The 25,028-nt window shown below is 44.2% G+C and carries 22 protein-coding genes; 10 read left to right on the forward strand and 12 right to left on the reverse strand.

Annotation, left to right across the window (positions count from 1 at the left end):
• The 6 genes from ACYVRA_RS15180 to ACYVRA_RS15205 form a co-directional block, all read right to left on the reverse strand.
• Positions 1–534, reverse strand: a 534-nt coding sequence (locus ACYVRA_RS15180) for a hypothetical protein (protein WP_461253575.1), incomplete at its 3' end; no start/stop codon positions are given.
• Positions 531–2,654: a type IA DNA topoisomerase gene (locus ACYVRA_RS15185; protein WP_461253576.1), complete on the reverse strand. Its 2,124-nt coding sequence runs from the start codon at positions 2,652–2,654 to the stop codon at positions 531–533. The genes ACYVRA_RS15185 and ACYVRA_RS15180, both read right to left, overlap by 4 nt.
• Before the next feature lie 89 nt (positions 2,655–2,743).
• Positions 2,744–2,998: a hypothetical protein gene (locus ACYVRA_RS15190; RefSeq protein ID WP_461253577.1), complete on the reverse strand. Its 255-nt coding sequence runs from the start codon at positions 2,996–2,998 to the stop codon at positions 2,744–2,746.
• A 12-nt stretch (positions 2,999–3,010) separates the two neighbouring features.
• Positions 3,011–3,460 carry a hypothetical protein gene (locus tag ACYVRA_RS15195; RefSeq protein WP_461253578.1) on the reverse strand — a complete coding sequence of 150 codons (450 nt, stop codon included), beginning with the start codon at positions 3,458–3,460 and terminating at the stop codon, positions 3,011–3,013.
• A complete protein-coding gene (locus ACYVRA_RS15200) occupies positions 3,429–4,583 on the reverse strand; it encodes a hypothetical protein (protein ID WP_461253579.1) in 1,155 nt (384 codons plus the stop codon). The genes ACYVRA_RS15195 and ACYVRA_RS15200 overlap by 32 nt, the downstream gene beginning before the upstream one ends.
• 173 nt (positions 4,584–4,756) lie before the next feature.
• Positions 4,757–5,455 carry a hypothetical protein gene (locus ACYVRA_RS15205; protein WP_461253580.1) on the reverse strand — a complete coding sequence of 233 codons (699 nt, stop codon included), beginning with the start codon at positions 5,453–5,455 and terminating at the stop codon, positions 4,757–4,759.
• 52 nt (positions 5,456–5,507) lie between these two features.
• Between ACYVRA_RS15205 and ACYVRA_RS15210 the strand changes: the two genes are divergently transcribed.
• Positions 5,508–6,839, forward strand: a complete 1,332-nt coding sequence (locus ACYVRA_RS15210; RefSeq protein WP_461253581.1) for an IS4 family transposase — start codon at positions 5,508–5,510, stop codon at positions 6,837–6,839.
• A 337-nt stretch (positions 6,840–7,176) separates the two neighbouring features.
• A complete protein-coding gene (gene trhA, locus ACYVRA_RS15215) occupies positions 7,177–7,854 on the forward strand; it encodes a PAQR family membrane homeostasis protein TrhA (RefSeq protein WP_461253582.1) in 678 nt (225 codons plus the stop codon).
• A gap of 301 nt (positions 7,855–8,155) precedes the next feature.
• On the opposite strand, the gene pcnB is transcribed toward trhA, so the two are convergent.
• Genes pcnB through ACYVRA_RS15230 form a run of 3 tightly spaced genes read right to left on the reverse strand, consistent with a single transcriptional unit; the run spans position 8,156 to position 11,459 of the window.
• Entirely contained in the window at positions 8,156–9,283 is a 1,128-nt protein-coding gene (gene pcnB / locus ACYVRA_RS15220; protein ID WP_461253583.1) for a polynucleotide adenylyltransferase PcnB, read from the reverse strand.
• Positions 9,280–10,236: a lysophospholipase gene (locus ACYVRA_RS15225; RefSeq protein WP_461253584.1), complete on the reverse strand. Its 957-nt coding sequence runs from the start codon at positions 10,234–10,236 to the stop codon at positions 9,280–9,282. Before ACYVRA_RS15225 ends, pcnB begins: the two co-directional genes overlap by 4 nt.
• Positions 10,237–10,274: 38 nt before the next feature.
• A complete protein-coding gene (locus tag ACYVRA_RS15230) occupies positions 10,275–11,459 on the reverse strand; it encodes a class I SAM-dependent RNA methyltransferase (protein ID WP_461253585.1) in 1,185 nt (394 codons plus the stop codon).
• Between the two features lie 20 nt (positions 11,460–11,479).
• Here ACYVRA_RS15230 and ACYVRA_RS15235 point away from each other — a divergent pair, with 20 nt between their 5' ends.
• Positions 11,480–13,189: an outer membrane protein assembly factor BamB family protein gene (locus ACYVRA_RS15235; protein ID WP_461253586.1), complete on the forward strand. Its 1,710-nt coding sequence runs from the start codon at positions 11,480–11,482 to the stop codon at positions 13,187–13,189.
• Between the two features lie 112 nt (positions 13,190–13,301).
• Here ACYVRA_RS15235 and ACYVRA_RS15240 read toward each other — a convergent pair whose 3' ends face one another.
• A complete protein-coding gene (locus ACYVRA_RS15240; RefSeq protein ID WP_461253587.1) occupies positions 13,302–13,586 on the reverse strand; it encodes a hypothetical protein in 285 nt (94 codons plus the stop codon).
• Positions 13,587–13,701: 115 nt separating this feature from the next.
• Between ACYVRA_RS15240 and amrB the strand changes: the two genes are divergently transcribed.
• Both amrB and ACYVRA_RS15250 read left to right on the forward strand, forming a co-directional pair.
• Positions 13,702–14,538 carry an AmmeMemoRadiSam system protein B gene (gene amrB, locus ACYVRA_RS15245; protein ID WP_461253588.1) on the forward strand — a complete coding sequence of 279 codons (837 nt, stop codon included), beginning with the start codon at positions 13,702–13,704 and terminating at the stop codon, positions 14,536–14,538.
• Between the two features lie 67 nt (positions 14,539–14,605).
• Positions 14,606–15,094, forward strand: coding sequence for an LEA/WHy family protein (locus ACYVRA_RS15250; protein WP_461253589.1), 489 nt, complete (start codon positions 14,606–14,608; stop codon positions 15,092–15,094).
• Between the two features lie 137 nt (positions 15,095–15,231).
• Here the strand turns inward: ACYVRA_RS15250 and ACYVRA_RS15255 are convergent, their stop codons facing one another.
• Positions 15,232–16,245 (reverse strand): amino acid--tRNA ligase-related protein, encoded by a 1,014-nt coding sequence (locus ACYVRA_RS15255; protein WP_461253590.1) that lies wholly within the window; start codon positions 16,243–16,245, stop codon positions 15,232–15,234.
• 315 nt (positions 16,246–16,560) lie between these two features.
• Entirely contained in the window at positions 16,561–18,033 is a 1,473-nt protein-coding gene (gene murD / locus ACYVRA_RS15260) for a UDP-N-acetylmuramoyl-L-alanine--D-glutamate ligase (protein ID WP_461253591.1), read from the reverse strand.
• 45 nt (positions 18,034–18,078) lie between these two features.
• Here murD and ACYVRA_RS15265 point away from each other — a divergent pair, with 45 nt between their 5' ends.
• The 5 genes from ACYVRA_RS15265 (at position 18,079) to ACYVRA_RS15285 (ending at position 24,786) form a co-directional block, all read left to right on the forward strand.
• On the forward strand, positions 18,079–19,107 hold the full coding sequence (locus tag ACYVRA_RS15265; RefSeq protein ID WP_461253592.1) for a DUF2804 domain-containing protein: 1,029 nt from the start codon (positions 18,079–18,081) through the stop codon (positions 19,105–19,107).
• Positions 19,108–19,197: 90 nt separating this feature from the next.
• On the forward strand, positions 19,198–20,373 hold the full coding sequence (locus ACYVRA_RS15270) for a GGDEF domain-containing protein (RefSeq protein WP_461253593.1): 1,176 nt from the start codon (positions 19,198–19,200) through the stop codon (positions 20,371–20,373).
• Positions 20,374–20,383: 10 nt separating this feature from the next.
• A complete protein-coding gene (locus ACYVRA_RS15275; RefSeq protein WP_461253594.1) occupies positions 20,384–21,319 on the forward strand; it encodes a ribonuclease Z in 936 nt (311 codons plus the stop codon).
• A gap of 1,773 nt (positions 21,320–23,092) precedes the next feature.
• A complete protein-coding gene (locus ACYVRA_RS15280) occupies positions 23,093–23,629 on the forward strand; it encodes a hypothetical protein (RefSeq protein WP_461253595.1) in 537 nt (178 codons plus the stop codon).
• Between the two features lie 215 nt (positions 23,630–23,844).
• Positions 23,845–24,786, forward strand: coding sequence for a hypothetical protein (locus ACYVRA_RS15285; RefSeq protein ID WP_461253596.1), 942 nt, complete (start codon positions 23,845–23,847; stop codon positions 24,784–24,786).
• Positions 24,787–25,028 lie beyond the last annotated feature (242 nt).

Raw genomic sequence — 25,028 nt, forward strand, 5'->3', positions numbered from 1 at the left:
CATGGCCGCGGCCTGAACTACCCTGCCGCCATTTTTTTCGATAAAGAGCCGCAGTTCGTTAAAGGAACCGCCGTTGGAGAAAACGTCATCAACGATAATATAATCGCGTCCTGATTTAACTTCGCCGTCAAAGGAAGGCCTGAAAGCGAAGCGGTGCCATTCGTCTTTTCCCGTGCGGTGCACCCTGTTAGTTTGGATAATATTGTTATTAACTTCCAAGCCCGTGCGGTTTCCTATGTATTCAGCGAGAGCTTCGGGTATTCTGTTTTTGCCTTTTGCTTCTTCTGCGTGAACTGGCACAACGATCGCTTCAGGGTATTTAAGTTTGAGCGTTTTTAACAGCGCCTGATTTTCCGGCAATTTAAGAAAGCTGTGGACGAGGCTGAGGGCGGCAATGCGGTCTTCATGGTTTTTGGCGTCGTCGTAATCGTAATGTTCTTCGAGGAGCTTCCAAGGTTTGGAGTAAGAGTCATCAAGGTCTATAAAGCGCATAACGGGGGGGAAATCGGGGTTCCAGGAGCCGTCATAACTCATTTTTTATCCTCGAAGCGGAATTCGATTTTCCCGGCGGCAAGTTCGAATTTCGCGTTAAATTCCTTTCCCGTTTTGCCGCTGACGCATTTTTTGACTTTGGTCAGTTTGCCGGAAAGCAGGGCTTGAACGTCCGCATGGGTAACGGCCGCTTGGGAAATATTTTTCCAAATTACAAACTTGCACAGGTTTTCCGCCTTGTAATTGCCGCAGTAATAGCTTTTTTGCCCTTCGTAAACGTCTCCGCCGCAGAGGGGGCATTTGCCGAGCGATTTTTTCTCGCGCCGGTACGCTTCCATGCCGGTGTTTTTTACCGCGCCGCGCACAAAGCATTTAATGCCCTCGATGAAGGCGGCGGTATCGTCGTGCAACTGTTCTTCCCATCTGGTGGTTTCCGGAACTGATATAAACGCCGCCAGATCGTCATTTTTTAAAACGTTTTCGATGAGGAAATTTCCGTCATCTGAAATGAGGATGTTTTTTCCCTTCAGGGAGACGTATTTTCGGTCAACAAGTTTCTGAAGTATCGAGCCGCGCGTCGCGGGCGTTCCAAGCCCCGTTAGGTGCTTTCCATCGTCTCCCCGGGGATTTTCCATCAGCTGCAGCAGGGAGGCGAAAGTGTAATGTTTTTTCGGTTCGGTTTGTTTTTCTTGAGCGTCAATTGATATTACAGGATACTCTTTATTTTCTTCAAGATTGGAATAATCTTTTTCCGGGTCTTTTCCGTCATCAATTCTATCATCATCAACGCCTTCAGAACCATATTTCCAACCTGAGTTTATCACTTCAATGCCTTTTCCTATAAATTTATGTCCTGAAATATCGACATCGATTAGGACGGAATTGTAAACATAGGGCGGTTTAAGGACGGTAAAAAATCTTTCGTACACAAGGTCGTATACAAATCTTTCTTGATCAGAAATGTCTAAAGGAAGAATGCCTAACGGAATAAGCGCGTGGTGATCCTGAAGTTCGGCAGAATTGAATATTCTTTTGTTGGAGGCGTTAATGAGGGAAATATCAGAGCCTTTAATATTTTCTTCATGCTCAGTTCCGGCATTAGAATATTCTTTTTTTAAAATCTCATAGATATTTTTAACCAGTTCAACATTATCGTCGCCCATAACTCGTGAAGGGGTGCGCGGATATGATAATATTTTATGTTTTTCATACAACGCCTGGGCGATTTCAAGCGTTTGTTCCGGGGAATATCCGTATTGTTTGTGGGCTTCTTTTTGGAGGGCGGTAAGGTTGAACAACTGCGGCGGCGGCAATGTTTTTTTCTCTTTGTTTATTTTTACGAGCGTTCCTGTTTTTACGGATTTTTTAATTTTTTCCATTTCTTCAATCTTTTTGACAACGGCTGCAGAAGAAAACCGAGTTGGAAATTCTTCATTATCGGGATTAAAGAGCTTTACCGAAAAGGGGGCGAAAACGTCCGGCTCATTAAAATTATTTCTGTTCATTACTGCCCGTATCTCAAAATATTTTTGCGAAGTGAAATTTTGGATCGCTTTTTCGCGCTCGTAAACCGCGCCCAGTACGGCGGTCTGCACGCGCCCGAAGTGCAGCAGTTTGTCCGTTTTCAGAGTGATAAGGCGCGTGAGGTTCATGCCTATGAGCCAGTCGGCGAACTGCCGGGCGAATCCCTGATCGCGGTAGGGTTTATATTCAGCTAACGGTTTGGCGCTTTCAACGCCTTTTTTTATCACTTCCGGAGTGAGGGCTTCGGAGACCCAAAAACGCCTGGCGTTGGCATAATTTGCGAATCCGACGTAATCGAGCAGTTCCGCGCCGATGACTTCCCCTTCGCGTTCCGCGTCGGTGGCGAGCAGGAACGGATCGTTTTTATGCCGGGCGAAGCAGCTTTTTACGGCGGCAAGCTGGGCTTTTGTTTTTTCGATTGCCTTGAATTTGACCTGATCGGGAATAATGGGCAGGGATTCAATATCCCATTTCTTCAGGCTGGGATCGTAGTCTTCGGGGGAATAATTCTCAAGAAGATGCCCCAGGGCGCTGACGACGCAGTGTTCGCCGTTTTCATAATAGTTTTCCTTGCGCGTAACGCCGAGGGCGTCCGCGAAAGCCTTCGCCACTGAAGGTTTTTCGGTGAGAATAAGCATGATTAATCCTCCTAATTATTTATTCGCGTTAAAAAACGCTTTTGCAAATTCGGGCGGGGTTATCGCCCTTATATCCGATCTTTTAAGCCCTAATCCTTTATATTCAGCTGCAAACAGGCGACGACAAGAGAAAGAGCTTTTTCCATGTCTTTTTCCGTATGCTTCGCATTAGAGAAATCGGTGCATGGAGGCGCTGCTAGAACGCCATAAACATTTTCAGGCGGGGAGTATGTGCGCATGTCGTATTTAGGGAGAGTAATAAGGCGGACGTCATATCCGGCGTCTTTATAAGGCTTGCTCCATGAGCCTGTCCCTCCGCACAGGTCAAGAATTATTTTTTTCATAAATTAATCCACCTAAAATAAATTGAATTGGTTTTGAACGGAAGAACCTTCCGCGAGTTTGGCTAGCGCGGGGTAATTGATTTTTCCGCGCCGTTCGAGGATGTACCAGAGGCGGGTGTAGAAACCGTCGTCATGCGCGAAAGCGCCTGATGAATGTTTGTTGAGCCAGCCTGCGGCGCGTTTGAGCTTGTCAACGCGGGAGGCGCGGACGCGGAACAGGATTTTGACTTTTTTTGAGAGTCCCGGAAGGGAAACGCCGTCATCATTCTGAAGGTTGCGAATAACGCACGCTTCGCGGTAGGTGATATAAGTGTAGTACAGGATGACGGCGGCGCCTGGTGCGTAATAAAGGAGCGTGCGTTTTTCAGCCTGATCATATGTTTTCCACGAGTGGGGGCCGTCCGAGTAGAGGGTGTAGAAAGAATTGTGATCAGGAATGGTGACACAAAGATGGTTCTTCATTTTTGACTCCTAGCCCGAATTCCCTGTTGAGGGCTTTAATCATGTTTTCACGTTTTTCGACTTCCGCCGGAACGAACGGATTGAAATTTATGTATATGTCATCGACTTTTTGCAAGTATTCATCCCGCCTGTCGGGAGTTAAGATTCGCAATTTTTTAAACAGGTCTATGTTTCCGGATGACGAATCTTTAGGGAGGGAGCAGAGTGGGCATTTCTCAAGCTCTTTGTCATGAACGGCGCCGCAGACCGGGCATTTAATTTCAACTAGCGGCGGCGGCTTTGGAGGCAGTTTTGAAAGTTTAAATTTCTCAACCAAGTTTTCAGCAAAAAACAACTTGAAGAAAAGGCCGTCGAAATTGTCCGGGTTGCGCATTTCGACCTGTTTGTAGAGCCAAATTAAATAGCTTCTGTCGAGGAAGTTAAGGGACATGAAGGCGGCCGCCCTGGGGTAAAAGTCGGATTTTAGAATAACGGAGCGGTCAATTTCTAAAATGGCTTTTTTAACGTCTTCGGGGGATAAAGCTTCTGCCGCCGCCGTAAGGGCTTCCTGATGCTTTTCCGCGGTTAAATCGGGTTGTTCCGTAGCGGTAGTAGTATTATTTATATATGTATTAGTAATATGGGGTGAAGTTTCTTCATCACCCTCCGGTGAAGTTTTTTCATCACCCCGGCGAAAATTATTCACTGCCGGTGAAGTTTCTTCATCACCCTCCGGTGAAGTTTTTTCGTTGCCCCGATGAAGATTATTCACCACCGGTGAAGTATTTTCATCACCCTCCCCATGAAGCAATTTCATCACCGGTGAAGTTTCTTCACTACCCTTATTTTTGTTATTTTCAGGCAAAAACTCCGGCGCAACCATATAGTCGCAGAATTTCAGGTTTCTTTCAAATCTTTCATATTTATTGATATAACCCTTCTTGACAAGCCCTTCCAGAATGGTAAAAACCTGCCTTTTTGAAATTCCCAGGGAGTCTGCGATATACTTCCCTGAGCCTTCGTATTTTGACTCTTCGTCCTGCGAAAAGCCGTGAATCATGGCGTAAGCCATGAGCTCGTTGCCGGACAGTTCCAGCCTGTTGACCATCCATCCCAAGATGGTGATGTAATTGTGATCTTTCATTAATTCCTCCCCTCCCAAATTGAAACGTTACACGTAACGATGCACGTGTACACAAAAACGCTTCTACTAATGGAAGTAGAAGAAGAGAATAAAAAAAAGCCCGTATCCGGAGGGGAGTCCGGATGCGGGCTTAAAAAAAACACAAAGGCGGGAAGCCGCCTTTAATTTAACGGTTAATAGATTTTATGGATGACGATTGATCCCGCGGCGCCTGAAGCTGAGCCGCCGCCTCTAGTTTCGTTGCGGTTGTTGCCGCCGTCCGAGCCATTTTGCGCCGCTTTCGCATTGCCGACGACTAGAGAGATGACCGGGGTAGAAAAAACGGATGAGCTTGTCCACGCATTCGGGGTCAAATTAGAAGATGTGGAGACGGAGGCGGATCCCGTGACGGAGACAGGGTCGAGAGATTGGGATGAGGCTCCTGCTCCGCCGAGTCCGGCGCAATGGAGCCATGACTGAGGGCCCGTCGGGTATGATAAAGAGGCGGCCGAGCCTCCCAATCCGCTGTTTCCGGAAAAGGAGAAAACCGTTCTTACGGAAGCTGCCCTGTCACTGGTGTTTTGCGGGGAAGGATAACTACTTAGATTGAATGTTCCCGAGGGATAGGCCATCAGGAAAGCGATATTAGGCGATATGTTAAAGTCGGAAGCTGAGTAAGAGGCCGCGCCCTGTCCTCCCGCCACGGATGAATTTGAAGAGAGGAAGGAAGCAGCGGATCCTCCGTTGCCCGCGGCCGCGCCGGCGGATCCCCCGCCGAAGCCGCCACCAGCGCCGCCCGTTCCGCCAGGCGCGGAATAATCGCCAGAGCCAACGGCGCTTGACATTGAGAAGGAACCCGATCCTCCGCCACCGGCGCCCGGGCCCAACATCATAAACTTAAGCTAGCAGACAATCAAAAAAAGCGTTAGGATCAGAAAAGGGGCTATGAGCGAATATGAAACTCGTTTGCGAATAGAACAGTTGTTTTTGGGAATACGCAGTGAATGGATAAGAGAGGCGGCCCGGCTGACCGGGGATTTCAGCAGTTGGACCCGGCGGCGGGATATGCCGCTTGAAGACATCCTGCTGTGCACACTTGCGAAAAAAGGATTGAGCGCGACAATGGAAACACGGCATTATTTTCAAGAGGCGGAAAAAACAGAACAAACGGTAAGCAAGCAGGATTATCTGCGGCAGCGGCAAAAATTAAATCCCGCAGTATTCAAGATATTGAACCTTAAATACCTCAAACAGTTTTACGGCGGGCAGGAAGCGGCACAGTGGCATGGGTATCTGGTAATGGCGATAGACGGGAGCCGCGCGGAGATACCTAACAGTGAAGAGAACCGGCTGACATACGGGGAAAGCATAAACCAATACGGGAAGGCCGCGGCGCGGGCAAATCTTAGCGTCACGCATGACGTGTTTAACCGGTTTTTGTTGGACATCGAGATACGCCATTACCTGAGCAGTGAGGTAGAGGCCGCCAAAGCCCATATTGGCGCGCTTAAGGAAATAACGGGGGAACGGCCGGTGTTAATCATGTTTGACCGTAACTACGAATCGCTGGAATTCATGGATTTTCTGGAACAAAAGGGGGTAAAATACCTGATTCGGCTGCATAAGGGGCATTATGAGGCTGAGATATCCCAGATGCGCGGCGATGATGAGGAAGTGGAACTGGGTTACGGCAAAAAGCGGCTGTGGCGTCTGGGGAGGAAGTCGCCTGAACGGATGAGGGAACTGGCAGGACAAAAATCGAAGCGGGTGAGGATAATAAAAACGAAATTCGCCAACGGGGAAGAGGCGGCTTTTATTACGAACGCGCGGGAAGGGACAACTGCGGAGATGCTGGGGCTGTACCGGAAGCGGTGGGCGGTAGAACAAAAATACCACACGCTGAAAAACAAGCTGAAGTTTGAGAGCGTTACGGGAAAAGCGAGCATTTATGTGGAGCAGGACTTTTGGGCGCAAACCTTGGTGTTCAACATGGTGCAAGACCTCATAACCGAGGCTGAGTTCCGCGCGGTGAAAAAGGCGAAGAAAAAACGGCTGAAGTATGAAATGCGTATAAACGAGAACATCGCGATAGGATTGTTCAAGGAAAAGTTTATCCGGCTAATGATTGAGGAAAACGACAGCCGGAAGGATGAAATGTTCAGGCGGCTTACGGCGGACATGGAACGAAACATTGTTCCAATACGGACGCTGAAAAGCGCTCCCCGGAAATGGAAATATTACAATAAATACAAATGTAACCAAAAACCTTCATTTTGAGGCTTAAGTTTATGATGTTGGGGCAGGCTGCGTGCGATGTAAAAACATCTTTCGGGTGTTCCCCGCCGGAGAGACTTTGGAATAAAACAAAGAAAATTCAGAGAATAAAAGTTCGGCGACGTACCCTAGATAAAGCTTTCTAACTACCGCCATTTAGTCGCCGAAAGGCTCGTAGGCGGACTCTTACGAAGTTTTTACAGCGTGCGCAGCCTGCCCGCCTGTACTAAATAAATTCTTTGGGCATACATCGTGTTATCCGCGTTTGTCCAAGTCAAAGCTGACACCATGAGCATTAATTTTCACGCAACCAAACCCCACAAACAGTGTCTCAACCTATGTGAGAATAATAACAAAAAATTCAACGGCGGCTGTTCTGCCTTTTTATACAATTGGTGAAGAAATAGCAAATTCAGTACTCCACGGTATTGGCGCGCTTGTTGCGATAACGGGACTTGTTTTTTTGAGTCTGAAAAATACAGGATTTTTGGGCGGACATAGGGCTGCAAATATGGATATTGCGGCAACGGTTTTATTTGCCGCGACAATGACCGGAATGTTTTTGATATCAACCTTGTATCACGCGATACAACATCAAAGCGTTAAAAGTTTATTCCGTAAACTGGATCATTCGGTAATATTTGTTTTTATTGCCGGAACTTACACTCCTATATGTTTAAGCGGCCTTCGCGGAGCGTGGGGCTGGAGTCTTTTTGCGGTTGAATGGGCGCTGGCCTTGACCGGCATTATTCTGAACATTCTGGATTCTAAAACCATAAAAAAAGTTGAAATAGCGGTTTATATAATGATGGGTTGGGCAATAATTATCGGCTTCGTTCCCCTGATTCACCGCGTTCCGGTAATCAGCATAATTTTGTTATTGGCCGGAGGAGCCGCATATACACTGGGAGCCGTTTTTTATAAAAAGAAAAACATCAAGCATACTCATGTTATATGGCATACTTTTGTTATTATCGGAGCCGTATGCCATTGGTTTTCAATATGGCATTTAAATTAGGAGACTTGTCAATTTTAAATTTTTCGAAAGAAGTTCTCACTAAGATCACTAAGAGACAAAGATCACAAAGAAGAGGGAAAAGGGATTTTTGTCCGAAGGCTATGCTTAGGCTTCACGATAAGATAACGGACAAAAACACCTGATTCCTCTTTGTGTTCTGCGCACTGGCGTCAGCCTAAAGGCTGCCTTGCTTTTATTACAGACAGCGACATTTATTGGTGCTACGTTGTGCGGCATTAATCATCTACACGGCTACGCCATGCGTTCATTTAACGTGTGAGAACCTCTTTAGAATAATTTACTAATTACCCGCAGGAGCAGTCCCTGACTTGGGTTTTCTTCGGCGGCGTCTCTTTTTGGGGGCGGGTTTGCCTTCTTCTGCCGCGGGTTTTGGCGGCGTTCTTTTAATTGTTATTCCTTTGGAGGAAAGAAATTTCTTAACGGCGTATTCAAGTTCAAAGCGGGGAGGATTCATGGGCATGACAAATAGGCGGACTGTTTTGCAAATCTCTTTAAAATTTTCAATTGGGCCGGGTTTCCAGTCGCCCGTGCTTTCAAGATAATCGGAAAAAAGTGATGAAAGAGCCTGACCGCGCTGATTTTCAACGCCTTTTAAGGCCGCCAATGTTTGCAGATAACTTTTTCTAAAATTCGCGTTCTTATGCATCAGTTCTGCCGCTTGCGGCTGCATGTAGGAATAAAGCCCCATCTTATCAAGCAAATCTACAATTGCGCCTGCTTTATCAGAGTTTACAATTTTAAAAATTTCTTCCGTAAGGCGCGAAGGGGAAATTAGCTTAAGTAAATTTGACTGATTTACAATTTTCCTTTTTAAATTTAACGGAATGGAAAAACCTGTCGCGGCGGCGTATTTTACGGCGCGGATCATCCTTACGGGATCGTCCGTGAAAATAACAGAAAGATTAATAATGTTTTTTACCTGTTTGTTTTTTATGTCTTTCATGCCGTTTACATAGTCCACTACAATTTGCTGTTCGGGATCGTAAAATAGGGCGTTCATTGTAAAATCGCGGCGTAAAACGTCATCATCTATTGTCCCAAACGTATTACTTGTGTGTCCGTCTTTTAATGAGCGGAAAGTAGCGACTTCAAATATCCGCTCGCCAAAATACACGTGAACAAGACGGAAACGCCTGCCAATAATTCTTGAGTTACGAAATATTTTTTTTATGCGGCCGGGGCTTGCGGCGCTTACAATGTCAAAGTCTTTCGGTTTTTTCCCGAGTATCAAATCCCTTACCGCCCCGCCTACAATGTAAGAATCAAAACCCGCGCCTCTTAATCTTTTGATAATGCTGATAGCTTCGCCGTCAACATCGGCAAAATTTATCCCATGCTCGTCGCGAGTGTAAATAATCGCTTTTTTTATCAATTTACCGTCTTCTGTGGCGGAATATCTATATCTCATTCACAATGTTTATTTATCCATGAAAGAAGGTTGTCCATCACTTCTTCACGATTGGTTTCATTTAATGTCTCATGCCTGGCGCCCGGATAAAGCACAAACTCGCAGTCATTTATTCCCAATTTTCGGTACGCGTTAACTAAAGCGGTAGGGCTTTTGCTCATTTCGCCCACCGGATCATCGCTTCCCGAAAAAACATACACCGGTAAAGAACGTTTTATCCTTGCCAACGCGTCAGCGCGGTGAATGTTATACAGTAATTTTAAAAGGTCCCTGTAGAACCCTGAGGAACACAGGAATCCGCATAATGGGTCATTAACATATTTATCTACTTCTTCATCATCTCGGCTAATCCAGTCAAACGCGGTGCGGTTTGGCTTGAACGGTTTGTTATACGCCCCGTCCGCGATTGATTTGGCAAAGCGCGACACTTTACGCTGTCCGGTTAATGTCGCTATTAAAATCATTAAAGGCACTCCCGCCATTATTATAAAACCGTCGGGCCCTTTTGTCCCCGATAAAATACATCCGTTAATTAATAAATCGTCTGAATATTCAATATAATTTTGAACTATAAAAGATCCCCATGAATGTCCAAAAAGAAATATGGGAACATTTGGCGTTATCTTATGAATTTCACTGTTAATGGCATGAATATCGGCTGTTACATTGGCAACGCCGTTACCGTCGCCGCAATGCCCTAAAAGCCCTCCCTTGCCAATATCGTTTACGTCAGGATTAGCGGTCTTGCCGTGCCCACGTTGATCTGCCGCCCATACTTCTATTCCCGATTGGGTCAGTTTTTCCGCAAGACGGCGGTAACGGAGAGCGTGTTCTGCCATTCCATGAACAATATGAAGAATTGCCTTAGGTTTTTGCCCCTGGTCCAACCGCCATTGATAAAGATAAAGCTTAGTCCCATCATGGCTTTTAAAATAACTTTCGTTTTGAACCATGGGTAATTATAACTAATATAAGGTGTTATGGCAATGTATTATCTTTTAAAAACAGCCATGCTTTCCAAGTGCGCCGTCTGCGGATAAAAATCAAAGAATGATAGTTTTTTAAGGGAATATCCGCCGTTTGTTAATATTTTACAATCACGGGCAAGGGAAGCGGCATCACAGGAAACATAGGCGAGAACAGGCGGTCCATTCTGCGCCAGTACTTCAGCCAAGTTTGACGCAAGCCCCGCACGCGGCGGATCGACAACGGCAAAGCCAAATGAATCTTTACGGCGCAAAAATGCGCGCGGCCAATCTGTGTCACGAATAGCGAAAAATTCCGCCTCCGTCCCCCTTAAATTTTCCCTTGCAAGACTGACGGCAGCTTTATTTTCTTCCGCGAGTACTATTTTTGTAAACATATCTTTTAAAAAATAGGCAAATGTCCCTACGCCGCAATACAAATCCGCCATAGGCATATTGACATCAGCCTCTTCTGCAATTATTCGCAGTTCTGTAATTAGTTTTTCTAACATAAAGCAATTGCTCTGAAAAAAAAGCCCCGCGTCAATTAGAATCTCTTTATCCAGCAGCGTTATTTTCCCTTTTTGTCTGCCGCCCTCGCTTAATAACACCTCGTCTTTAGAAAAAACCGTAAATCGATCTTTTTCAACCGGCAATGTAAGTTCATTTCCTTCCCTGTTGTTCCCTTTTGGAGTCTTTAAAAGCTCCCTAATCCCCGCAACAGCCACTGGGCAATCTTGAATGTCGATTATTTCCCCGCTGTGCCGCCCCATAAGCCCGTATTGACGCGTTTGTGTCCCCTTTGCCTGTTGCCTAAGGCAGTGAAATTGCATTCTATTACGGTATTCCCACGGCGGCGAAGGGACAATAACGGTTTCTGGCGGTTGTAATTTTGCAATCCTAAGAAATAAATCTTTTAAAATTGCCGCCTTCGCAGTAAGCTGGGCGTTATAGTCAATATGTTGAAGATTACAACCGCCGCATTGGGAATAAAAAGCGCAAGCTGCGTTTACCCGCGCGGGGGACGGTTCGACAATTTCCAGCAATTCCGCCCTTGCCCATGTATTATGCTCTCGTTCAATACGGCAATAAACAGTTTCATCGGGCGCACCGCCTTCGACAAAAACAGGTTTCCCCTCAAAGCGGCCAAGCGCGTCTCCGCCCGGCGCGATACTTTCAAGGCGTAATTTGTAAACGTCTTTAATAGCCATTATAATGTAGTATACTTAAAATGATGAAATTTTTCCTGAAAAACTGCGTCTTATTGCTCTTTACCGCCTATCCCCTCTTCGCGCAAAGCGCAATACGCGAACAAGGCCTTGTAACAAACGATCCATTCTGGCGGCAAGCCCTTGGGGGAGCGGTGCTGTCTTTGCCCTCCGTTCAAGCACAATCCGCGGTTGTCGCCCTTGACGGCGGAAACATCAGGGCGTACTCTACGGCGGGGAAACCGTTGTGGAACTATTCCGCGAGGGGTAAAATAAGCCCTTATGTTACGCGCTCACGCGAGGGCTCTTCGTATTTTTCAAGAACTAACGGAATATTAATAGCGGTGAACCGCGCCGGACGCGAATTGTGGCGGCGCGATTTAGGCTCTCCTCTGTGCGCGGGCGTTGTTACAGGGTGGGACGGCAGATTGTTTGTTCCGGTTGAAAAAAAGATTTTTTGTTACACGGCGTCTGGAACTCTTTTATGGACAAAAGTTTTAGAATCCCCGTTTTTAATCGCGCCAAAACTTGACCATAACGGAAGCATAGTATTCGCGTTAAACAACAACGAAATTTGCCGTATGGATCATTTTGGAAACGCTAAAAATTGGCCTCTTACCAAAGCGCCTGTCGCGCTTGTTCCCGCTTCTCAAACGCAAATTATTGTCATGTACAAAGACGGGACAATGGAAGCGTTAAAATTACAAGAGGACGAAAAACTTCCCGCAAAAGGAAAAACAAAACCTTCGGCGCTTCCAAAATCTCCGGCGCTTCCAAAACTTCCTTCCATTCCGCTTGCTGCAATCGGCAGGGACGGCAATATCGCCGTCATCATGAATGACGGCAAGCTTGCGTTCATATCGGCTAATGAGAGAAAAATAATCTGGTCAGGTGACACTCATATAAGAGAAATGATTAAATCCGGCGGCAAACCTGAAATGGAAGCTGAGATGCTTTTTGATGAAAGGGGAATTTATATTCTTAGCAAAAACGGCGCGACTGGTTTTTCAAAAGACGGCAGAAGACTCTGGTTTACAAACCTGCAAAACGCAGCTTCAATACCCGCCTTTGGAAACGACGGAGTTTTGTATTCGGGGGGAAGGGACTGGATACTTTATTCCTATAAAATTGAAGATCGCGTTCTGCCGGAAATAAACGACCTTTACGGGCCAATTCCCGAAGGAAATTACGGTTTGGGACGCCCTCAGGTTTTTAATACGGTTGACATTCCTTTTAATGAAAACGAAAAAAAGGAGCAGCTTACGCTGATTACGGAAGCGATAAATTCAGGCAATGTGGGGGAAAACGAACCTGTCTGGACTACATTTTTACTAACGACTTCCGCGGGGCAGGAGCATATACAACTGCGGGTTGACGCTCTTAGACTTTTAGGCAAGATCGGCTCTCTGGAAACAATTCCCTGGCTTGTAAATATTTTTCTTAAAGATAATGAACCGACTATCAGAACAGCGGCCGTCTTAACGATAGGTGACATCGGCGTAGACCCGGAAGGATTCGCGATTGAAACATTTCTTCATTCGATAACTTATGACGGCAGTATAAAAGATGAAACTTTATTAATAGCGTTAGCCCAAGCAACAGGCGCGTTATGCCGTTTTTCAGGACCGCCGCTAAGCGGAACAGGTATAAGAATACTCACCCAGTTAAACGCCCCCAAATATCCGCAAGTAGTAAGAAAACAGGCAAACAGGGAACTTGCTTCACTTAGATAGCAAGAATTTTATCGAAAAATTTCACACAAAGATCACAAAGGAACAAAGATCACAAAGGGGGAGAGAGGGGTTTTTGTCCGTTATCTTATCGTGAAGCTCTTCCATGCCGCTATTACCCTAGAAGATGTATGCCCAATAAATGTAATGTATCAACTTTTTCAACCTCGTCCATAAGGCTGCCGCGATGCAAAAAAGCATTGAGTTTTATAAGATATTCTCCCAGATGAAAAAAGTGGTTTTTCTTTAGACCTTGCAGTTCTTCATCAACCTGTGAAAGTTTATTCTGAATCGCTTTTGTCTTGCTGGTATTATTGTAAATGGCAATATCTATAGCGACAATCGCGCCTAGGATTGAAGTAAAATAAGGAGCTAACACTTTAAGCAATTCAGTATTCATGCTGACAATTATAATTGATTCAAAGGCAAACAACAAGTTGAAAATTTACCACATAATCTCACTTTTTTTCCGTTTTTTCCTTGCATACTGCTCCGGCAAACACTAGAGTTAATATATGGAAGCTTTGCTCGCCCAAAAGAGGCGGATTCGCAGCCCGGTTGGAGCCGGAATGTTTTATCCCGAAGACAGGAAGGAAATCCTCAATTATCTAAGGTCTTTTAGTATGGAAGAAGGGCAGGGCGGCCACGCGAAGGCGATAATTGCCCCACACGGGGCATGGAGCTACTCAGGAACGCTGGTAGCGAAGGCTTTTTCCTCGGCAATGGGCAGAAGCGGCAACATCAAACGGGTGGTCATTTTAGGGCCAATCCATGATAAGAGGGAAAAAGGGCTGTTTTTGTCAAATTCTCACTCTTTTCATACGCCTATCGGGAATATTCCCGTTGACAGGGAAATGTCAGAAGAACTGGAATTTCACGGTAATTTTTTTGAAATCAATGATATTCCGCACCTTGGGGAACACTCAATAGAAATCCTCCTGCCGTTTGTAAAATATTGTTTTCCCGACGCGTCTATTGTTCCTATTTTAATGGGGCAGCCGAAAGCTCAGTACATTTACGACCTCGCGCAGTCTTTAAAGGCGGTAGTCGCGCCTGTTTTGGACGAAACATTGATAGTAGTTTCTTGCAATCTTTCCTGTAATACCGACCAAAAAACGGCTCAAGTCTTGGCTGAAGAAGTTTTGCGCCTTTTCTTTGAAAAAGATTCGCCCGCTCTCGCATCAGCTATTTTAGAGGGGCGTCTTAACGCCTGCGGCGGGGCGCTGGTCGCCGGTCTGTTTGAAAGCGGCCTGCTTGACAATACCCATGCCTGTACCGCCGATAACAACATGGTCAGCGCCATTAGCGCGGAAAACAACACCGTCTATTACAGTGAATTATCTTACATATAAGACGGGAATATTCAAAAAATCAAATTAGAGTTCCTTAAAGTTCAAAAAATTTGTCGATATTATAAGTATGCGTAAAATTTATTTTATTTTATTTGCTTTACTGTTTATAACATGTAAATCGCAGCCAAAAATTGAGGAATTGCCCGTCAATATAATTGAGCCTGAATTTCAAGTTATCTCGATCTACATAATTCAAGCTGATCTTGTCGTTACGGAATTTGAGGCGGTTATAAAAATTGACAACCCCAATGACTTTGCTTCTGTTTTGTCGTCGATAAAATATGATTTATACGGCAACAATTTTCATTGGGCGGAAGGCATTGCCAATGATATTTTAAATATACCGGCAAAAAGCTCACGCGAAACCAAGTTTCGTTTTTCAATGAATTTTATCAATACTAACAGAAGGCTATTAGACGATGTTATCGCCATGAGGCAGATTAAATACCGTTTCAAAGGTGAGGCTGACATGAAGTTTGATATTCCCAAATCCCATGTTTATAGCGTCAATTTTGATTGTTCCGGTCTTTCTGATGTAAAGAAAAAAGCGGACTAGGTTCCGAAGACCTCACACTAAGATCACAAAGGTACAAAGATCACAAAGAGGGAAGAGAGCAGTGAATAGTGAGCAGTGTGCAATGAGCGTGGGCTTTACGATAAGATTACGGACAAAAACTCCACTCCCTACTCCCTTTAAGATACAATAAAATCTATTACCCCGTCTATTGTGGTTTTGCCGGTTAGCGACATTATTAGCCTATCTAGACCAATCGCTACGCCTGAACAATTAGGGAAGGTTTTAAAGATTTTCCAGTAATCATGATCTACCTTGTGCTTTACAACCGCGGTTCTGTTTTTTTCGGCTTCTTCGCTTATAAAAAAATCTTTTACAGCCTGTGGATTGGTTTCCTCTGAATAGCAGTTTGCCAACTCTATTCCGTTGCAGTACAATTCCCAGCGTTCTACTGTGCGCCCGTTAGGTGATTTTTTGGCTAGGCAGGGGACAAAGGTGGGATAATCAATTAAGGCGACTGGTTTTTGAGACTTTAGTTGCGGTTCTACGGCGTGGATAAAGATTAAATCGTAAAGTTGCGGCGTTGTCAGGCCGGGCATTGGGTCAAGCCCCAGTTTACGCGCCTGCAAGTCCATGGCGGCTTGTCCTTCTTCCGCTGTGGCGAAAAGGTCAAAACCGGCCCATTTTGCAAAAGCGTCGGCTACTGTGATACGTTCAAACGATTTAATGTTACGCAATTTTTTTTCGCTTGCGCCGTTATTTGCCTCCGTGTTGCCATTTGAACAAAAGGAATCTTCGGTTAAGAAGGAAAACAGTTCCTCCGTCAGCGTTAGAGAATCCATATAATCGGCGTTTATTGTGTAGTACTCAAGCATTGTAAATTCGCTGTTGTGTAAATGGCCGCAGGATTCGCCGTTACGGAAACATTTGCATATTTGATATACGTTTACATTGTGCTTCGCGATTATTTTTTTCATCCAAATCTCAGGGGAGGGAATCAGCCAGAGAGGGCGGCTTTCTTTTTTGCTTCCGCGCGGGAAAAGACGCTCAGTTTGAAACACTTCAAGACACGATTCGGGGATTAAATCGCCGCAGAGCAGCGGGGTGTCCAGTTCAAGGTAATTTTTATTGTCAAAAAAAGAGCGTACCCGTTTAATGATAGCCGCTCTTTTATAAAGCATATCTAAATCCATAAATTAACTCCCTCTTTATATTTTACCACGAACCACATGAACTAGTAATCTGAAACATCTAAATATTCCCAAGAATATCCTCTCGCAAAGGCGCAGGAGACTGTAGGAAAACATCGGAGAAGAGGTTCACGCGAAGGCGCGAAGGCGCGAAGGCGCAAAGGACGCAAAGTTGTTGTTTGCAGGATCGTCGTTCTTCTTTCAAGATTTGTAGTTAAACTAATATATCTAGTCAATAATGAGCTGTCGGACATGAACTTTGCGCCTTTGCGCCTCTGCGAGAGAAAATTTGAGAATAATGTTTTGTAAGGTTTTAGATTACTTGTTTGTGTAGCTCGTGGTAGATAATACAGACTCCTTCCACTTTCTGCCTCGATCAAATTCATTTAAAAACATTCCAAAACTCGCGCAGCCGGGGGAGAGCGCCACAACGGTTCCTTTCGCGGCTTTCTCAACGGCGCAGAGGACGGCTTTGTCTAAGTCATCAAAGGGGCCGCTGTAAGAGACGTTGTTTTCACGTAACAAGGGGATTAGTTTTGCGCTGCCTGTGCCTTCAAGAAGGATGATCGTTTTTGCTTTTTTGACCGTGTCCGCGAGAGGGGAAAAATCAAGGTTTTTGTCGGTGCCGCCTGTGACAAGGATGAGGCCTTCTTGAGTTACGGAAGGATCGGTTAGCGCTTCGACGCAGGCGGCTGCGGCTTCTGGAATAGTGGCGGCGCTGTCGTTGTAGTAGCGTACTCCGGCGGCTTCATGGAAAAATTCAAGGCGGTGCTCGATGCCGGGGAAAGTTGACAGGGCGCCGCGGATAGCGTCCGCTTTTCCGCCAAGGGAGAAGACCGCGAGGGCGGCGGATAGCATATTTATTTTTTGATGACTGCCTGGTGTCAGTACTTGAGACGGAACCAATTCCGTAATTTCATCGGGGACTCCTTCCCAGTTAAGAAGACGCGCGATGCCGCGCCCGCTTGAATCAACGCAGCCGCCGCTTTGACCTTCGCTTAACGCTGAATGTATGTCGCGCTTTAAAGACCAGATTAGGGGGCGCGCTTTTGTTTCGGCGCGGAAACTTTTTCCCCAATCATCGTCCCCAGCGATTGTTACGCAGTTTGAGTCCTGGCCGCGGTAAATGTTCCGCTTGTCGTCGATGTAGGCTTCCATTGACGAATAACGGTCAAGGTGATCGCTCATAATAGATGTTAAAATTGCGGCCTTGGGTTTTAACAGCGGCTCGCCGTCGGCATTTACATAATTTTTTATGTCTCCCAACTGGAAGCTTGAAAGCTCAAGAACAACATCGTCATTTTCAGTAAGTCCGTCTAAAAATGTTAATGGGGAGACGGTGATGTTTCCGCCAAGATAGGCTTTGCCGACTTTTCTGTCTTTGGAGAGAATCCAGTGGAGGGCGGAGGATGTTCCGCTTTTTCCTTTAGTTCCCGTTACCGCGAAAAGCCTCGCCTTGGATTCCGTCAGGAAAAGGGAAAGATCGGTTTCTATTTTTTTGGAAGCCAACAAAAAAGGCGAGTCAGGTTTTACGCCGGGATTTTTTATTACGATGTCGGCGTTTTTAAAATCTTCAATTTCATGTTTTCCCAAAACATAGCGGACGGCGGGGCAATCAATTTTTTTACAAGCCACGTCCAACTCATTTATCGAGGGCATAAGAGTTTTCTCGTCTCTAAGGTCGGTAACCGTAACTTGAGCGCCGCGCCTGAGCAGAAAAAGCGCGGATTGGAGTCCTCCGCCGTGCAGGCCAAGCCCCATTACTAACGCTTTTATTCCTTTGTAATCCATGTTATCTTAATACCATGCCGATACTTATATGTAAACAGGTTGATTATGACTCAAAATGAAATTTGCGAATTTCTGCCGCTATTTGACGACACGGGGCATCCTATTAATTCCGGTTGGGCAAGGCAGGATTACCTTTCTTATGATCCGGCGCTGGTTTATGCGGCAAGGCACAGATTATCGGAATCGGATCGATACATAGTGCATACCCCGACTCACATGGTTGTCTTTGAAATAAGGGACGACGGCTGGCTTGGATATGTAAGTATTTCCGTCATCTCGCTTAGGGATAGAAAACGTTCCACACAGACTTTTAAGACATGGCTGCCTCTTGGCTCTTATAGCATGCCTGTCAGCAGTAAAGCGGGCAGTATTCGATGGCGCTTAAAAAAAACACACCTCGATTTTATTTACATGGACGGCGGGGCCAGGATCATTAAAACCGATATTCCAAAATTCGGGCGGCATCGAAGTTTGCGGGGCGAGCTGGTTTTAAGCGAATTTGACGAGTCTCAGTCGCTTATGACAAACCAGCAGTGGAGAAATGAAAAATACGCGTTTAGATACACATGCGTTTCCCCATGTTTTTTTGTCGAAGGGGTGATTCAATTTGGCGGTACGGAAATTGTTTTTACCCGCGGAAACGCATGGGGTATCCTTGACTGGAACAGGTGCGCCCGTCCAAATGCCGATATTCGTTATTGGGCTTCGGCCTGCGGAATAAGCGACGGCAAACAGCTAAGTTTCTGTGTTGGCTTCAGTTGGGCGGATTTTTCTCAGGGGACAGAAAACGGCTTTTTTGTAGATGGAAAACTGCACAAACTCGATCAGGTGACTTTTCATATCCCACTTTCTAACTGGCTTTCTCCCTGGCGTTTTACAAGCAACGACAACCGCCTAGAAATGACATTCCAGCCTCATCAGGAAAGGCTCGACCGCCGCAGTTTTTTATTGAATAATTTTACGCGCCATCAGGTTTTCGGTTTTTTTTCGGGAAAAGTTCAGTTGGATGACGGCTCATTTTTGGAATTTCAAAATTTAACCGGTCTGGCAGAACGTATCAAAATGAGGTATTAAGGTAGTTTTTACTAATTTTCATTAAAAAACCCTTGTTTTGTTATTTCCATTTTATTAAAAATTTGATATAATATATTCTAAAGGAAGTATATGCGGAAATTCTTATACAACTGGAGATTTTACTCATTTGGGCGCGAGCAGTACCAGCAATGTATGAGCAATTCATTTATTAATAACCTGCAAAGTTTAAAACAGGGAAATTTGCTTGTTACGATCTTTGTTGTTTTATACGCGGTTGTGCCTCTAACGGCGGAAAATTTTAATATCATTGGAGCGGGCGTTTGTTTTGTAGTAGCCTTTATAGCCATGTTGGCTTATTGGTACTCAAATTATGTAATGCAGCAAATCAATGTAAAAAATAGCATCATATACTTTTTAATTTCAATCTCCTACGCAAATTTAATATTTTTTGGCATATATCAAAATATTGTAACAACTCCGGACAAACCCGCTTCATTAATTTTTATCTTTTTCTCTATTTCTCTTTTATTATATGTTAATCCGCCTCATTTTAACCTGACTCTCGCGTTAAGCGCGGCGGCTATTTTTATCGCTTCGACAATTATTGTAAAGGCTAGTAATATCTGGATTTATGATATTGTACATATAATCATTGCCGGTTCTCTGTGTTTGTATTTTAGCTGGCATATTTCAAAATTACGAATGGGGTTGGAATTAAGCGCGTCTGAGCTTGAGGAAGAACGCAACAAATATGAAGATCAAAGCATTACTGACGAATTGACGCAGCTTAGAAACAAGCGCGATTTTACAAGCACCTTTCAAAGGTATCTTTCAACTTACAGGTCATCCGACGACTGGTTATGCGTCGCTATCGCGGATATTGATTTCTTTAAATATTACAACGACCACTACGGGCACCTGAAAGGCGATGATTGCCTGCGTGTCATAGGCGAAGTATTAAACGGCATAAAAGACGATTTGGGCGTTTATACCGCGAGAGTCGGCGGCGAGGAATTTGGCGCTTTGTGGTTTGAAAAAGATATCGCCCATGTTGATGATGTCATTACCCATTGGATGAATTCGTTAAACGCTAAAAAAATTCCACATGAAAAATCAAAGGTTTACGATTATATTACTATGAGTATAGGCGTATATGTTTCGCGGTGCGGAGCTTACCATGACACAAAAATCCTGTACGATTTGGCGGATAAGGCGCTTTATACCGCGAAACAGGGCGGGCGTAATTGCACTGTTATAAATGGCGATGATTTTAAAGAATACAAAATCAGCCTGAAAGACGAATGATTTTTACAATATGAATCTTGAAGCGTTTATTTTAGGCTGCGTCGGCATGATGCCCCTTCCCAACAGGCACCTGACATCCGTTTTATTAAGGCGTGAAGGAGAACTTTTCCTGTTTGACTGCGGAGAGGGAACCCAGGTTTCTTTGCGCCGCCTTAACCTGCGCTGGAAAAAAATCTCCGTTATTTTTATAAGCCATACTCACGCCGATCATGTCACCGGTATTCCCGGCTTATTAATGCTTTCATCTCAGGTTGACAGGGACGATCCTCTTTACATAATAGGCCCACCGCGTATCGCCGAGTATATAGAAACAAACCGGCGCGTGCTTGATATGTACATTAATTATGAAATAATCGTAAAAGAAATAACGTCTCCCGGAATTGTGTACAAGGGTGACGGTTTTCACGTAAGGTGTTTCCCCCTGTCGCATACCAAGCCCTGTTACGGTTATGCTCTGGAAGAGGATATGCGCCCGGGAGAATTTTTTCCGCAAAAAGCGCAGGAACTTAATATCCCGATGGGAAAATTATGGGGTAAGCTTCAGAAGGGCGAAGTTATTCAAACTCCCGACGGCAGGGAAGTGCGTCCCGAGCAGGTTGTTGGCCCAGCGCGGCAGGGGCGAAAATTTTCCTTTGTTACGGATTCTCTTGCCCTCCCTGAAATTTCCACTCATGTCATCGGCTCCGATCTTTTTGTCTGCGAGGGAATGTTTACCCATGATTTGGCTGAAGACGCGCATGAAAAAAAGCACATGACTGCGGTAGAGGCGGCACAATTAGCCGCTTCATCGCAGGGCATAAAAAAATTGGCGCTGATTCACTACAGCCCCCGTTACACCGATTACGAATTAAAACAGCTCCTTGCCGAAGCGCAGGCTATTTTTCCCAATACGGTTCTTACCAAAGACCGGTATGTTTTTCAGATTGAATTTGAGAATGACAACTGAAGTTGCAAAGAAGAGATCTACCACGAACCACACGAACAACGACACGATGTATGCCCAAAGAATTTAATAGCGAAAAATATTATCACTCTATACAAAAGCCGGACATACGCAAAGCCCTTCCGGTGATTAGTGGCGTGGCGTTTATCGCACTGGCGGCCACCTAAAGGCGGCCTTGCTTTTATTGGGGACTGCGGCATTTTTTGGTGCTCTCAGCGTGTGGCATTAATTGAGCCACACCGCTTACGCGGTGCTTTTTGTGGCTGTGCACGCTTTGGCGTGGCTTGGTAGGCGATCCACGCCAAGATCACCGGCAGAGCTTTGCGTATGCCCGGCTATTACCTATAGTGAGATTTTTTTCAATATTTTTGTTTTGGGCATACATCTTCTAGCGGTAATTGGTACATCACAGTCTGGAGTTTTGCCAAACACAAAAAACATGAAAAAGCATAGAGCCTTATCAAAGGCAAAAAATCACAGTAAATACTGTAGTTCTCTCTTTGGCAAAACTCCTTAGCTAAAAGGCGTAGCCGGATTGCCATTCGCACCTTAAAAAAACGGCATTTTCCCCCAAATTCCCTATTGACAAATCCCCACAAAAACCGCAAAATACTCTTAGAGAGACAAAAAGTGGCTATTAATACACAATTACCGACAAAAACTGCCATAATTGGCAAAAAACTGTTGCTTAGTACCATACTACAGAACCGCTTCGGGCATTCGGAAGTGAAGGGTTTTAATGGCGGTTAATTACTTATCTAAAAAGTGTAGAATACCTCGCTATGACCGCGGCGCGGACGGCGCTCAAAGATGCACGGCAAAGCCGTGTAGATGGATAATGTGGCACAGCGTGGCGCTAAATAAAATCCCCATGTTGTATAAGTGCGCTGAACCTTTAGGTGAGGCAGTAGCGCCCGGAGGGATAAAGCTCGCCTCATTTTGTTCGTCTGGGATAAGCTGTTCGGCGCCGGGGCGTTTGGATTTGGTTCATCTACACGCCTTGTCGGCGTGCATTAATTGCCCCCCCCCCCCCCCCCCCCCTCCCTCTCCCCTTCCTCCCTCCCTCACCCTCTCCTTCCCTCTCTCTTACTCATTTTACTTTTTTATTTCTTATTCTTTTTTTTTCTTTCTTTTTTTTATATTTTTTTTATTTTTTTTTATTTTTTTTTTTTTTATTTATTTGTGGAACTCTTATGGGGGGGGGGGGGCCCCCGGGGGGAAAAACCGCCCCATTTTTTTTGTGTGGGAGAAACGTTTGCGGGCCGGGGGGTTTGGTTTGTGTTCTCTACCCGCCCTGTGGGCGGGCATTTATTTCCCCCCCCCCCCCCCCGTTGATTTTCACCCTCTAAATAGCCGCTTTAAAAATTTATACGGCTTTTTATCCATATTTACGCTTATTACAGGTATGGTCATATACCTTTTATTCAGAAATTTAAATAATATGTTGCTTTTTTCATGGATACCAAAACCTATATTTTTAAATAATAAATTAGTGCAATTACAACCGTCAGTATTTTCGGACATTCTACTTTACAACATACCCGATGCCCTTTGGTTCGTATCAGCAATATTATTTTTAAGATTTATCTGGTTTTACAAAACTAAAGAGCAAACCATATATATTATCTGTTTCTACATAATCGGATTTGTTTTTGAAATAAGCCAAATATCGGAAAAAATACCCGGTACATTTGATTGGCTTGATTTACTTTTTTTGTTTATAGGAGCTTTCGTAGAAGGCTTACTATATAAAAAATTCATTTTAAGGAGATTAGCATGAAAGAAAAAATGAAGTCGCACATCATTGCGGCAGGAGCTCTCGTGGTTTTTATTGTACTGGGATTGGCTTGCGCGACATCACCTGAAGCATTGGAACAACAAGCAGTTAAAGAGCGGGAAAAAAGGGTTAAAGGTTTTCAAAACAAGATGCGAAAAGACCTAATTGACCCTGCTCAAGCCGTAGTCGAGTTTTATCCTGATGATGCCCAAGGTGGTCTGCTTTTTATACAGCAAATTGACGACAAGGCAGTTAATTATGAAGGATACCAAAGCAGTTTTATGGGTAAATATGATTGTTATTTTTATCTTCAACCTGGGGAGCATAAAATTAGCAAAGTCCATTGGCGAAATAAAGCTGTAATTAGTAGTAGCGACGGATCTTCAAAATGGGCAGATAATTTGGAAATTACCTATAACTTTGAAGCTGGAAAATACTACAAATTATGGGGTGAAACTTATGTGTTTGATACTGGAAAGACAGGCCTATTTCGTTACGAGGATAGAGTTAAGCTAAATATAAGTCAACTTAATTAATCAGTAGTAGCGAATGTTACCTGACAATGCTTTTCGTAGTTAAAAGGCGCAAGCCTTTTACCAGCGTACCTTGCTTTGCAAGGTACGTTGCAAATATGGTTGGTACGGAGTATCTGATAACGTCTGCGTATCCAAAATATTGAAAAACGCCATGTATGTGGAGTTTATATGTCGACGGACAATAAACGTAAATTTTACATCTTAGGAGGATGAAAATGAAAAAGAATGCTTTTTTAACGGTAAGACTTACTGTTATTTTTACATTTGGGTTATTAGTAATAGGATGTGTTTCTACAGTAAAACTATCACCTGAATTGAACAAGGAAAATGCGGCAATTTTTTTAATTGATCATAAAACACGTTTTGTAGATACAACTACAAATACTTTGTATGATGGCGGTGTTTGGTCCTTAAAGGTAAAAGAAATTGATGGCAAAAGTGTTGATTGGAAACAATATGGAAAGGAAACAATCGTTTTAATGCCTCCAGGAGAGCATGTTTTAGAATGTTGGCTTCAATCCCAATCCATTGGCTGTTCTATTATCCAAAGCATACGCGTTAATCTTGAACCTAAAAATTATTATTTACGCAGCGACATATATCAAAACAACGATTACAGATCTCGGAGTGAATTGTTTAAAAACATGGATGATCTTTTTTACTTTTCTCTTAGTTTAAATAACTCCGAGAATTATCAATTTACATATAAAAACACCCCGCAATTCTATAAAGATTATCAAGAAGGTAAGAGTACGGTATCTTTAGATACGATTTCTGTAGTTTTAGATAGTAATAAGGGAAGAGAGATTGTTTCAGTTAAATATAATGGAACTGAGATTAAAAATAAATATAGTAATGCATGGCATTCATTTTCTTGGAAGAATGATAATATTAACTCAATCAGATTAGAACTATTGGGCAAAAATACATCTGAAGGTATTGCATTCTTCATAGGTGGATCGATAAATAATGAACAGAAGCCTTTAAATACATTTGATTCAGTGGAAATTGGTCAATCAGGCGAAAATAGACGACCAAATAAATTTGCTCCCATAGAAAATACTAATTGTTCATTCTGGACAGTTGAATCCGATATGACACTGCATTTCTCAATTAAGAAAGGTTCAGATGAGATATACAATATAATACTAAAATAATAGGCGCAAACGTATGGTACACGCTTTGGTGTCTGACATCAGGGCGTGTACAAGGTACATACAAGGGTATCTGACACCACTTTTTCATAGTGCCGATAGGTGACATTTGTACACTAGGGGTGGTGTAGTGGTTAGAGGAAGCGAAATGCTATCCACTAACCACTATCTACTAATAGCCGTAAGTGCAACGTATCTTCTCCCTCTTAGTGATCTTTGCGCACTGGCGGTTGCCTAAAGGCAGC

The organism is Treponema sp. R8-4-B8 (assembly GCF_054786175.1).

Bases quoted from the DNA above. Each gene is read 5' to 3' on its own strand.
- ACYVRA_RS15185 (WP_461253576.1), bottom strand. From the start codon at position 2,654: ATGCTTATTCTCACCGAAAAACCTTCAGTGGCGAAGGCTTTCGCGGAC.
- ACYVRA_RS15190 (WP_461253577.1), bottom strand. From the start codon at position 2,998: ATGAAAAAAATAATTCTTGACCTGTGCGGAGGGACAGGCTCATGGAGC.
- ACYVRA_RS15195 (WP_461253578.1), bottom strand. From the start codon at position 3,460: ATGAAGAACCATCTTTGTGTCACCATTCCTGATCACAATTCTTTCTAC.
- ACYVRA_RS15200 (WP_461253579.1), bottom strand. From the start codon at position 4,583: ATGAAAGATCACAATTACATCACCATCTTGGGATGGATGGTCAACAGG.
- ACYVRA_RS15205 (WP_461253580.1), bottom strand. From the start codon at position 5,455: ATGATGTTGGGCCCGGGCGCCGGTGGCGGAGGATCGGGTTCCTTCTCA.
- ACYVRA_RS15210 (WP_461253581.1), top strand. From the start codon at position 5,508: ATGAGCGAATATGAAACTCGTTTGCGAATAGAACAGTTGTTTTTGGGA.
- pcnB (WP_461253583.1), bottom strand. From the start codon at position 9,283: ATGAGATATAGATATTCCGCCACAGAAGACGGTAAATTGATAAAAAAA.
- ACYVRA_RS15225 (WP_461253584.1), bottom strand. From the start codon at position 10,236: ATGGTTCAAAACGAAAGTTATTTTAAAAGCCATGATGGGACTAAGCTT.
- ACYVRA_RS15230 (WP_461253585.1), bottom strand. From the start codon at position 11,459: ATGGCTATTAAAGACGTTTACAAATTACGCCTTGAAAGTATCGCGCCG.
- ACYVRA_RS15235 (WP_461253586.1), top strand. From the start codon at position 11,480: ATGATGAAATTTTTCCTGAAAAACTGCGTCTTATTGCTCTTTACCGCC.
- ACYVRA_RS15240 (WP_461253587.1), bottom strand. From the start codon at position 13,586: ATGAATACTGAATTGCTTAAAGTGTTAGCTCCTTATTTTACTTCAATC.
- amrB (WP_461253588.1), top strand. From the start codon at position 13,702: ATGGAAGCTTTGCTCGCCCAAAAGAGGCGGATTCGCAGCCCGGTTGGA.
- ACYVRA_RS15250 (WP_461253589.1), top strand. From the start codon at position 14,606: ATGCGTAAAATTTATTTTATTTTATTTGCTTTACTGTTTATAACATGT.
- ACYVRA_RS15255 (WP_461253590.1), bottom strand. From the start codon at position 16,245: ATGGATTTAGATATGCTTTATAAAAGAGCGGCTATCATTAAACGGGTA.
- murD (WP_461253591.1), bottom strand. From the start codon at position 18,033: ATGGATTACAAAGGAATAAAAGCGTTAGTAATGGGGCTTGGCCTGCAC.
- ACYVRA_RS15265 (WP_461253592.1), top strand. From the start codon at position 18,079: ATGACTCAAAATGAAATTTGCGAATTTCTGCCGCTATTTGACGACACG.
- ACYVRA_RS15270 (WP_461253593.1), top strand. From the start codon at position 19,198: ATGCGGAAATTCTTATACAACTGGAGATTTTACTCATTTGGGCGCGAG.
- ACYVRA_RS15275 (WP_461253594.1), top strand. From the start codon at position 20,384: ATGAATCTTGAAGCGTTTATTTTAGGCTGCGTCGGCATGATGCCCCTT.
- ACYVRA_RS15280 (WP_461253595.1), top strand. From the start codon at position 23,093: ATGAAAGAAAAAATGAAGTCGCACATCATTGCGGCAGGAGCTCTCGTG.
- ACYVRA_RS15285 (WP_461253596.1), top strand. From the start codon at position 23,845: ATGAAAAAGAATGCTTTTTTAACGGTAAGACTTACTGTTATTTTTACA.